The organism is Paraburkholderia sp. J8-2, from assembly GCF_905220195.1.
In the GTDB taxonomy this organism is placed as follows: Bacteria; Pseudomonadota; Gammaproteobacteria; order Burkholderiales; family Burkholderiaceae; genus Paraburkholderia.
In genome coordinates this window covers 51,962-61,500 of the sequence record NZ_CAJMZA010000038.1, presented here as the reverse complement: position 1 = coordinate 61,500, position 9,539 = coordinate 51,962, and the positions used below count along the sequence as shown (strand labels likewise).

At 60.2% G+C, this 9,539-nt stretch carries 7 protein-coding genes and 1 pseudogene; 5 read left to right on the top strand and 3 right to left on the bottom strand.

Annotated features, from left to right (window positions below; translation table 11 throughout):
- Positions 1 to 239 precede the first annotated feature (239 nt).
- Positions 240 to 713 carry a hypothetical protein gene (locus U5A52_RS38405; protein ID WP_321939342.1) on the bottom strand — a complete coding sequence of 158 codons (474 nt, stop codon included), beginning with the start codon at positions 711 to 713 and terminating at the stop codon, positions 240 to 242.
- Between the two features lie 287 nt (positions 714 to 1,000).
- Here U5A52_RS38405 and U5A52_RS38400 point away from each other — a divergent pair.
- A pseudogene (locus U5A52_RS38400) lies at positions 1,001 to 1,141 on the top strand (DUF2950 family protein); the annotation flags it as partial.
- Between the two features lie 331 nt (positions 1,142 to 1,472).
- A complete protein-coding gene (locus tag U5A52_RS38395) occupies positions 1,473 to 3,242 on the top strand; it encodes a sulfate permease (protein WP_321939340.1) in 1,770 nt (589 codons plus the stop codon).
- A gap of 21 nt (positions 3,243 to 3,263) precedes the next feature.
- Here the strand turns inward: U5A52_RS38395 and U5A52_RS38390 are convergent, their stop codons facing one another.
- Positions 3,264 to 3,872 carry a hypothetical protein gene (locus U5A52_RS38390; RefSeq protein ID WP_321939339.1) on the bottom strand — a complete coding sequence of 203 codons (609 nt, stop codon included), beginning with the start codon at positions 3,870 to 3,872 and terminating at the stop codon, positions 3,264 to 3,266.
- A gap of 58 nt (positions 3,873 to 3,930) precedes the next feature.
- On the opposite strand from U5A52_RS38390, the gene U5A52_RS38385 reads away from it, so the two are divergent.
- The 3 genes from U5A52_RS38385 to U5A52_RS38375 all read left to right on the top strand — a co-directional run bounded on the left by U5A52_RS38385 (position 3,931) and on the right by U5A52_RS38375 (position 8,209).
- On the top strand, positions 3,931 to 5,544 hold the full coding sequence (locus U5A52_RS38385) for a hypothetical protein (RefSeq protein ID WP_321939336.1): 1,614 nt from the start codon (positions 3,931 to 3,933) through the stop codon (positions 5,542 to 5,544).
- Between the two features lie 374 nt (positions 5,545 to 5,918).
- On the top strand, positions 5,919 to 7,160 hold the full coding sequence (locus U5A52_RS38380; RefSeq protein WP_321939335.1) for an MFS transporter: 1,242 nt from the start codon (positions 5,919 to 5,921) through the stop codon (positions 7,158 to 7,160).
- 44 nt (positions 7,161 to 7,204) lie between these two features.
- Positions 7,205 to 8,209, top strand: a complete 1,005-nt coding sequence (locus U5A52_RS38375; RefSeq protein WP_321939333.1) for a YncE family protein — start codon at positions 7,205 to 7,207, stop codon at positions 8,207 to 8,209.
- A gap of 113 nt (positions 8,210 to 8,322) precedes the next feature.
- Here the strand turns inward: U5A52_RS38375 and U5A52_RS38370 are convergent, their stop codons facing one another.
- Entirely contained in the window at positions 8,323 to 9,498 is a 1,176-nt protein-coding gene (locus tag U5A52_RS38370) for a fumarylacetoacetate hydrolase family protein (protein ID WP_321939331.1), read from the bottom strand.
- Positions 9,499 to 9,539 lie beyond the last annotated feature (41 nt).

Sequence of the window (9,539 nt, the reverse complement as noted above, 5' to 3'; positions counted from 1 at the left end):
GTTTCGGCCATTGCGCATTCGCAGCAGCAACGCCTGCTTTCAGGACTACAGCGTCCGATCCAGGTATCGCTCGTGTTGAACGAAGTCGGTACAGATTTGCCTTGACAAGGCCGCGAATAAATTGGCCGATAAAATCCTTGCGCATCGCGGATCAAGTGAGAATTGACGACCGCCTCACCTTGTCCCGGTTTTCACCGACGGCGCGTTGGAAGAAGCCCCGCCGAAGGGGGCACTCCAAATCAGTTCGTCGCGGTGGCAGGTTTCGCTTCTGACTTCACGTCAGCTTTGACGTCCTGCTTGATTCCAGCTTTCTCTGAATCCGATTTGCCGAACAGCATCGTTATGAGGTCGGGATAATCGAAAGCCGAACCGTTCGCGGTGTCGATAGCCGCGCCGACAATGCCGCCGAAGAGAATGTTACCGAACGCTGAACCTTTGACGGATGATTTCACGGTGCTTGTCGCGGGTTCAAGGCCATCCTTCTTGCAAGTGACATTCAGTGCGTCGGCGGAACGATGAACCGTCACGGTCCCCGGCGTAGTCAGGAACCACGTGCCTTTATCGTTTTTCAGTTCGCACGTTGCGCCAGTCACGGTATCCGCGCCTTTATGCGCATCGACAGAAAGAGTTTGCTGCGTCCCACCAACAATCGATGCACAGCCGGACATCAGGACGGTCGCGCCAGCAATAGCAGTTATGATTATTCTCTTCATACTTCGGTCTCCTACACATACAGAATAAACAGGTTGGCCTCTACGGCCATTTATAAAATGGTGCCACGCGGCACAGTGACCAACCGCTGAAGCGAACCCATTTACATCTTGTTACAAAAACAGAATGCGGGTGGAACTGTAGGGGATCACGTAACCCGCGTTTTATCTTTTTACGACAATTTTTTCGTATTTCATGCCACTAGGCGTAAACGCCAAGGCGTGCAACCGAGCGCAGGGAAGGGTGGACATGAGCGACTTCCTGCGCAAGCACAAGGGCGCATTGCCAGGTGAAGTACGGCGAGACGGCCATCAAAACGCTCATGGTGCGCCAGTCCGGTCAGGTCTACGAACGGGACCTCGGGCCGGGCAGCGCCACGAAAGCGGAGGCGACAAAGACGTTCGGCCCGGGGCCAGGCTGGAGCAAGGTGCCTGATCGCGATAGCGAGTCATCCGTTCGCATGCGGTGCGCAAATTGTGCGAGCGTTGCTTCATCGCCGACTAACGTCCAACGTGGTCGGCCGTAGCCAACTCTGAACCGCCTTTCAGACCGGCGCACGCCAATGACCTGACTGCTAGTCCCAAACAAGTCGAACTTCTCTCGACGTGCTCCACATCCCGGCCGTGGTAGCGATGACGAGTCGGACATCTGGATCATCTATTCTTGAGAGAGGCCCGACTCTTCATGGCCGGTCGTAGTCCGACTTGAGTTGTGGATCCCGGACAGGCCAATTCGGACCCATCGTCGGGAGGGAGGGTGCAATGGTCGAAGAGCACGTTGCTGCCGTCAGCGCCAGCGGGGCGGCGACCGCCAGAGGCTGGCGTGCGATTTTGGCGCCGGCTCAATGGCTGACGAACTACAAACTGCGGTGGCTTTCTTCCGATCTCGTAGCCGGGGTGACGCTTGCTGCCTACGGCATTCCTGTCTCGCTAGCCTACGCGACGCTCGCTGGATTGCCGGCTCAATACGGCATATATGGCTATCTGGTGGGGGGGATCTTCTACGCGCTGTTCGGTTCGTCGCGCCAGCTGGCGATTGGACCCACTTCGGCAATCTCGATGCTCGTCGGCGTGACGGTCGTGGACATGGCCGGCGGCGATGCCGAACGGTTCGCGTCCATTGCCGCATTGACGGCGGTACTGATCGCCGCCATGTGCCTGCTGGGGTGGCTCCTGCGGCTCAGTTCGCTTGTGAACTTCATCAGCGAAACGATACTGCTTGGCTTCAAGGCCGGAGCCGCGCTGACGATCTCACTGACTCAATTGCCAAAGCTGTTTGGTGTCAAAGGGGGCGGTGAGCAGTTCTATGAGCGTGTCGCGATTCTGGTTGGGCAGCTTCCTGGCACCCATCTTGTCGTGCTTGCGTTCGGGCTTGGCGCGCTGGCCCTGCTGATGCTCGGCGAAAAATACTTGCCTGGGCGCCCGGTCGCCTTGTTCGTGGTGGCGCTCTCCATCGTGCTGCTGTCGGTGACGCCACTGGGCAGCATGGGGTTCACGGTCGTCGGAAATTTGCCGCGCGGATTGCCCGGTTTTCATTTCCCGCCGCTCAGGGTCCGTGACGTCGATGGCATCGTTCCGCTTGCGTTCGCGTGTCTGCTGTTGTCGTACGTGGAGAGCGTATCGGCGGCACGCGCTATCGCGCAGAAGCACGGATATGAAATCGACCCGCGTCAGGAGCTATTGGCGCTCGGCGCGGCGAATCTCGCCGTAGGCGTCTTTCATGGGTACCCGGTGGCGGGTGGTTTGTCGCAGTCCTCCGTGAACGACAAGGCCGGCGCGAAGACCCCGCTGGCGCTAGTGTTCGCGTCGATTGCTATCGGCCTGTGCCTGATGTTCCTCACAGGTTTGCTGGTCAACCTGCCCAACGTCGTTCTGGCGGCCGTCGTGCTGGTGGCGGTCAAGGGCCTCGTTGACATTCGCGAATTGCGCCACGTCTGGTACGCCAGCCGCTACGAGTTTATGGTGTCGATGGTCGCCTTCATTGCCGTATTGCTGCTGGGCATTCTCAAAGGGGTGATCTTCGCGGTACTCGCGTCGATGCTATTGCTCATCCGGCGCGCAGCACATCCGCACGTGGCGGTGCTCGGACGCATTCCAGGAACACACCGATACTCGGATATCGAGCGTCATCCCGACAATGAGCGGATACCTGGTGTTCTCATTTTCCGAGTTGAGGCTTCGCTGGTTTACTTCAACACGGACCATGTACGGGCAGCGGTACGGGAGACAATCCGGGCGGCAACGGGCGCGGTCGAGCTGGTGATAATCGATCTGTCCAATTCTCCGGCGGTTGATATCGCCGGAGCCCGGATGCTCGCTACCCTGCATGCTGAGCTCTCCGAAGCGGGAGGGATCCTGCGGATCGTTGCCGCTCATGGCAGCGTGCGCGATATGCTTCGCGCGGAAGGACTGGAGCAGCAGGTTGACGATATCGGCCGCCGCGTTTCGGTGGATGACCTGATTGGGACGTATATGCACGAACTCGACGTCAAGACCGCGGTGGCGGACCCGGTTGGGAAAAAAATGAATTGATTCGGGTGCGGCGGATCAAGGCTAATCTGAAGCATGTATCACCTGGAAACCGGGTTGAACGACTGCTCGTTGGGCCGGAGAGACATTTGAATGGCAAAGCCCCAGTGTTGATGAACGGCCGGAACTGGCCGACTGTACGCGCGCGCCAACGTCGCCGTAAGCCGCCACTCGACAACATTCGCCGTCCACCAACGGCCGCGAGTATCGGCCGCAGGACGGTTTGAGAAGCAATAGCTGACCGACCTTGGCTCGTACAAATTCGTCGATGCCTACACAAACGCCAGGATGGGGGCCGAGCCTTTCGCCCGCGCGCCACAGGTGCCTGACTTCGCTTTCCAGTGACGGGAGGCGGGGCGTTGCGGAACTGCATCGTTGCGTCGAGGTACCGTCAATCACGCGATACTCCCTGTACGCCCCGCGACGGATTCGCACCCCAGCAAAGCCTGTCATTTCCTTGACTCCCGCTGCTCCCGTCCTATCTTTCGTGAAAGGCCCGCGCTGCCTGCGCTGCACAAGAGCAACAACAAGGAGCCCGCGATGGAAATCAATATCAGGATGCTGAAGGATCTCGTCGAGGCTATTGGTGCGGCGGGTGACGCGATCACCAAAATCGCCGATGGCATCAAACATGTAGTGGTCACGGTCGTGGAGGGGTGCTTGGACGCAATTGATTGTGGGGGAGATCAAGATGTTGCTTGCCGTCATTGTCTACGCGGTAATCGGATTTCGAATTGCGTACGTAATTCTCGTTCGCGACACGCGATCCAGTCGTGCCGAGATGGCGAGGGTGTATCAAGCAGCTGAAGGAACCGAATGGGAACAATTGCGCCGGCGGGTGTTGATGACGGCATTGGACGTCGTCGCAGCGCTGTGTCAGGGCCTGGTTTGGCCTTTGCATATTGCGGTCATGACGTGGGAGAAATTGAGCCTCCCTTCCGAAGGACGCTTCATAGCCACGAAGAACTACCATTCAATCTCGTGGCTCGTTGAACCGTTTGTATTCTTTCTCATTTTCGCTTCGCTCATCTTGCTGCGGCCGCGCGCACTTCCGCCTGATTTCGCTACCCTTGCGCTAGCAACCGCGCTCCTGCTTTACGCGACCCTTTTCCAGATTAAGTTGCTACTCTCGCTAAAGGCCGCGACGAATCAGCTCATGAGGTCAAGGTGGGATCCCAGAGTCGTCGTTCCGCTAATCGCGCTGATACAAGTTGCCACGCTCTCAATAGCTTACGCAGGTTTCGACCACGATACGCAATCGATGTTCGAAGCCGTAACGAACTCCGGGCATAAGTTAGTCTCTCCTGGGAGTTTGCTTGACATCGTTCGTGAGTGGCCCAGTGGTTTCACCAAAGAGGCCATGATTGCAGCGTCGGGTGTCCTTCTCGCGGCGTCAATTCTCGGATTGGCGAAGAAATGCTGGACCTTGCTACGTTCTGATCAAGACATTGTCGACCTCGCGACAAGCGAACTTTTCATGCATCGCTTCAAAGAAGCTGAAGGGCTACTGGAACGCGTAAAAGTCAGAACCGCTGAGTCCGAGTTGCGCTGTGCTCTAGCGTTCCTTGGATTGGGGAATGTTGCGAAGGCCGTCGAATGTGCCACGGTGGGCCGCTCCATGGAAAGGGGGCACCCGGTACCAACAGTTGAAGGTGGCGCGTTTCTTCTATCGCTCGCAACGGAATTCAGGATGTCGTGGGCCGCGACGGAACGCCTGCTTAATTTCTGCATGGAAACACCGCCTTCGAACTATGCAGTCTACGACGCACTTTGCTTTCTCAGCGACTCAGAGTACGCCGACGTTGTTGAAGAGGGATTGCGCGCGAGGATGAACGACGGAGGAGAATATCGCGTCGCGGTATCGTGGTTTTTATCGCATCGTGAGAAGTTTTCGCAAGCATATGCTATTGCTTCGGATATCGATTGCCGGTCAGTGCATTCCGTGACCGCAGCAGCGATTACGTTGTACTTGATTATTCAGGCCGGCACGTTGTCGCCTCTTGACGTAACGAACACGGTTTCCATCAGCTTTCAACCGCATGAGGCATTTGACTATCTTTCTGGCCTTCACCTGAAAGCGCTGCAGACGGTGTGTGAATGCTGGGACTCACTGGATGAACTTCGATTCTACGTGTTGTTGACCGGGGAGCTCACGAGCGTAGGAAATCTGGTTCAGGCCGGCAAGCGCTTTGATGCTGCTGCACTTCACGCCAGACTTGAGGAGATGTATCGGCTCAAGGCTCCCGCCTCCGCTAGTGATGCTTTTGCCTTGGCTAAACGCGCTGCGGACGCTGCGAGCCATTGACGCGGACCGTGAATGGTCCCGATCTGACGCTCGTGCGCAGAGTTAACTTGTAGATGACGCTACATACAACTAGCCTCATCTACATGAACCCTCAGATAACCTGCTGCGCGAGCTTTCCGCAGCCAGTGAAAAGGGCAGCAATACGAGGGGGCGCCCATGAGCACGACGACGGCGCACGTGCCCGGATACACGCGTGGCCAGATGGCGCTTTACATGTTGAAGCGGCGTGCGTCAACCCGCTGTGCAGCGTCATCAACTGGGATAACGCCGCAATGAGACTTCAGGCGGCAATGCCGTCGCGCGCGCAGGCCTGAAGCATGCGGGCAGGATGCCCGCGCGTGGTGTAACGTCGAGACGACAACCCGGGTACTGCCATGACTCCAGCCAGGGCGCCACTTTCGATCCGGCTCCGGCCTGCGGGCGTGGACCGGGGTGCATGGCTGCTGCTTGCGGCAAGGAGCTTGCGCGGGATCTGTGACGGTTTCGTCGCCGTGCTGCTGCCAGCGTATCTTCTGTCGCTTGGCTTCGGGAAGCTCACGGTGGGCCTGATCGGCACTTCCACGCTTTTGGGCTCGGCCGTTGCGACGATTGTGGTCGGCCTGCTAGGTAGCCGTTATCCGCAACGCGCGCTGCTGCTTTTCGCTGCCGCCCTGATGGCAGCAACCGGTCTTGCGTTTGGATTCCTGTCGTCACTATGGCCGTTGCTCGTGGTCGCATTTGTCGGCACGCTCAATCCGAGTTCGGGTGACGTCAGCCTGTTCCTGCCGCTTGAGCACGCACGGCTCGCCGAGTCCGCGACTGGCGACGCCCGGACTGCGCTTTTCGCCCGCTACAGCCTCGTGGGCGGGCTGTCGGCTGCACTGGGCGCGCTGCTCTCCGGGCTCCCGGAGTGGATGGCGGCGCATTCCAGGGTTTCCGCGCTCCTCGCCATGCGCGGGATGTTCATCCTCTACGCGATAACGGGCATCGCTGTATTTCTGCTATACCTCCGCCTGCCGAAGCGTCAGGCACACACGGCGGCGGTCCGGGCGCCGCTCGGGCCGTCACGCGGGATCGTCACACGCCTCGCGCTGCTGTTCAGCATCGACGCGTTTGCAGGTGGGCTGCTCGTGAACTCACTGCTGACGCTGTGGCTTATTCAGCGCTTTGGTCTGTCTCTCGCCCACGCTGGGCAGTTCTTTTTCTGGTCGGGGCTGCTCAGTGCCGGCTCGCAACTGGCGGCTGCGCCGATTGCCCGCCGGATCGGCCTGCTCAACACAATGGTGTTCACCCACATTCCCTCGAGCGTGTGCCTGATCGCTGCCGCCTTCACGCATTCGCTGCCGCTGACCCTCGTGTTGCTGCTGGTACGCAGTGCGCTGTCGCAGCTCGATGTGCCGACCCGCAGTGCTTACGTGATGGCCGTCGTGACGCCAGCCGAACGACCGGCCGCGGCAAGCTTCACGGCAGTGCCGCGTAGCCTCGCGGCGGCTATCGCGCCAACGATCGCCGGCGGGCTGCTCGGCGCCGGCTGGCTCGGCGCACCACTCATAGCGTGCGGCACGCTCAAGATTGCCTACGATCTCGCGGTGCTCGCAGTTTTCCGTCGTATCAGGCCGGACGGAGGAGCATCGTGATCGGCGGGCACGCGGGTCATCGCCTCGTTGCGCCGCTCATCAGCATGTTGTTCGCGGCCGCGATCGCAGCCGGAAGCTGCGCCGGCTGTATTGCGCATGGTGCGGATGGCGCGGATGACGCGGCGAGCGGCAACCTGCCACTGCAGCACATCGAGGATGTGCCGCTGCCAGGGCGCGCGTCACGATTCGATTATGAAAGCTACGACCCCGGCAGGCATCTGCTGTTCATCGCGCATCTGGGAGACAGCGAAGTCGTCGTATTTGACACACTCGCATCGCGCGTCGTCGCGCGTATTCCCGGCATCTCCGCCGTGCACGGCGTGTTGGCGGTTCCCGAACTGTCCCGCGTGTTCGCTTCGGCGACCGGCACGAACGAGATTGTCGCGATCGACGAGCGCACACTGAAGATCGCCGCACGGGCGCCCGGGGGCGTCTATCCGGACGGCATGGCGTACGCGCCCGATACGCGCAGACTCTTCGTATCCGATGAGACAGGAGAAACGGAGACGGTGATCGATGTCCCGGGCAACCGCCGTATTGCGACGATTCCGCTCGACGGTGAAGTGGGCAATTCGCAATACGACCCGGTCTCCCGGCACATCTTCGTCAACGTACAGACACGTCGCCAACTGGTGGAGATAGACCCGGCCAGCAACACGGTTGTTGCGCGTATTGAGCTCCCGGGCGCGAAAGGCAATCACGGACTGCTGCTCATTCCGGAATCACGCCTCGCACTGATTGCCTGTGAGGACAACGATCGCCTGCTTGTGCTCGACATGCGCACGATGAAGGTTGTCGAGGCGTACGACGTCGGCGGCGATCCGGATGTGCTGGCGTTCGATCCCGTATTGCACGTGGCATACGTGGCCGGCGAGGCGGGCGTCGTGTCAATGTTCCGTGTGGGCGCGACCCGCGTGACGAGGATCGGCGACGGCAGGGTCGGCCCGAACGCACATGTTGTGACTGTCGATGCGCAGACGCATCGGTCCTGGTATCCGCTGAAGGACGTCGACGGGCATCCTGTGCTGCGCATCATGGCGCCCCGATGAGCTTCGGAGTCTCACGTCGTTGAACACGACGTTGCCCAATCTTTTCCAACTGGCCGATTCGGGCCGACTACCGCCTGCCCGCAACCGATCTCCCCGCAAATCCACGAAGAACCTTAAAAAAGACCGCGCTCGGCGAGATTGGCGTAAAGCGCCCGCACACCGAACGTCCACGGTTCGATTTCCGTGCAGAGCCGCACGGTGTTGACGATGCCGCCAAGCGGCGGCGCACTGATCGTGACGCGGTCGCCAAGGTGATGGGTGAAGCCGCCGCCGGGCGCGTCGCGGTCCTTGATCGGCGAGAACATCGTGCCGAGGAACAGCATGAAACCGTCCGGATACTGATGGTGCCGGCCCCACGCCTGCGAAACGAGATCGAGCGGATCGCGGCTGATTTCCTGCATATGACTCACGCCTTCGAGCAGAAAGCCGTCGTCCGCACCTTCCACGCGCAGCGAGACGCTGGTGGCGCGAACCGAGTCGAGCGTGAACGTTTCGTCGAATAAACGAATGAACGGCCCAATGGCGCACGAGCCGTTGTTGTCCTTGCATTTGCCGAGCAGCAGAGCGGAGCGGCCTTCGATATCGCGCAGATTGACGTCGTTGCCGAGCGTCGCCCCGACCACCTCGCCGCGGCTGTTCACCGCGAGCACGATTTCGGGTTCGGGGTTATTCCACGCAGAGGCGGGATGCAGGCCAATATCGGCGCCAAAGCCTACGGCAGACATCGGCTGGGACTTCGAGAACACCTCGGCATCCGGGCCGATACCGACTTCCATGTATTGCGACCACGCGCCGCGGCGCTGAAGCGCTTCCTTCAGTTTGATCGCGGCCGCGGAGCCGGGCTTGATCTTCGAAAGATCGGCGCCGATCAGCTTCGTGATTTCCGCGCGCACGTCCTGCGCTTTGGCAGGATCGCCGCCGGCCTGTTCCTCGATAACGCGCTCCAGAAGACTCACGGCGAACGTCACACCGCAAGCCTTGATGGCCTGCAGGTCACACGGCGCGAGCAGCGAAGGGCGATCGTCGGGGCGATCGCCCGCGAGGCTGTGTTCGAGCAGCGCATCAACCGTGCCGAGCGGCTCGCCGGGCGTATGCCGCACGACATCGAGCAGATCGTCGTACTCGAACAAGTCGGCCGTGGTGGGGGCAATCTGCGAAATATCGAAGATCATGCCGCCGCGCACGACGACGACGCAGGGGCCGTCGCCCTCTGGTGTGGGCCGCCAGACGCGGCCGACGAGCAGCGCATTGTCGAGATCGTGCGGAAGATAAGCGGATGTTGAGGACATGGCAGGCGTTCCGGAGTGAGAGTGGCGACACGCATCGTAGG